We start from the raw sequence: 1,104 nt of genomic DNA, 5'->3' as shown, positions 1-1,104 counted from the left end.
ACTGCCACCGTGAACCCTAATAGCGCTGCTCTGGGACGCCCCAGGCTCTTGATCTCGCTGTGCAGCACGGACTCCAGGCGCTGGAACATCCCCTCGATGCGCCAGCGCTTGCGGTACAACGCTGCGATCGTCGCCGCCTGGATCTCGGCCGGCAGATTGGTCCATAGCCCGATCACGGTTTCACCAGACTCGGTGGGGGTATCCAACGCGATCTCGATGCGGCGCCAGTCGGCGGTGCTGGCAGGGCGCTCGTCGTTGTGAATAGCCGCCATCGCGATGGCCTGCTCACGCACACGGCCTGTGTCAATGCGCTCGCGCCCACTCCAGTCGCCCTCCCAGCTCAGCTGCGGGTGGCGCGCGTGCTCACGCACGATGAAGCTCGCCCCGGCCTGACACCAGCCTTGCATGATGGCACGGGTGCAGAAGTGACGATCTGCTATCCACAGCTGTCCAGCCTCAGCACTGTCCACCAGGGGTTGCATGCCGGTTCGTTCGCTTTCATGCGCGTCCTCGCAAGCCACGATATCGCACACCAAGCCCCGGTCCGGGTCGTAGACCACCAGGCTGTGCCCCGGCAGCGCGGCACCACGATGGCCGCGCAGTGGCGCCAGCCGTTTCTCGGTGCCCGGTAGATGGTTGCCGTCCACGATGCGCAACTGCCAGCCCGGCAAGCTGCTGTGCTCATCCAAGTGCGCCGATACTGGCATCAAGCGCTGTGCGCTGCCTCGTACCAGTCCCCGTAGAATCGCCGGCTCGGTGCGGTTGAGCTTGTCATATAGCGCCGCCATCGACACCGGCAGATTGCCCATCTTGCGTGCCGCCGCGTGCAACGACGGGCGCAGCCCCAACGTCACCAGCGTCATCAGCTCCACGACCGTGGAGAACATCAGTTCCCGTGGGTACTGGCGATGACGATGTGCATCGAATACCTCATCCACCCACCCCGCCGGCAACGCCTGCTCCAGCGCCAGCCGCGCCATCACGCTTGCCGGTGCATGCTGCTCAAATCGCTCCACAATCGCTTGCCAGATTTCCGCTCTCCCTCGTACGCATTGCAATCAGCAGGATACACCTGATTGCTCAACAAGACCTTGAAAGGGGTGG

1 protein-coding gene is annotated in these 1,104 nt (G+C 64.0%); it reads right to left on the bottom strand.

Annotation, left to right across the window (positions count from 1 at the left end; all coding sequences use genetic code 11):
* Nucleotides 1-980: IS4 family transposase (locus FFS57_RS25065; protein WP_137940533.1), on the bottom strand; the 980-nt coding region annotated here is incomplete at its 3' end.
* Between the last annotated feature and the right edge of the window lie 124 nt (nucleotides 981-1,104).

Origin of the sequence: Chitinivorax sp. B, assembly GCF_005503445.1 — a bacterium.
In the GTDB taxonomy this organism is placed as follows: Bacteria; Pseudomonadota; Gammaproteobacteria; order Burkholderiales; family SCOH01; genus Chitinivorax.
The sequence above is the reverse complement of the archived record's forward strand: the minus strand, read 5'-3'. Positions and strand labels throughout refer to the sequence as shown.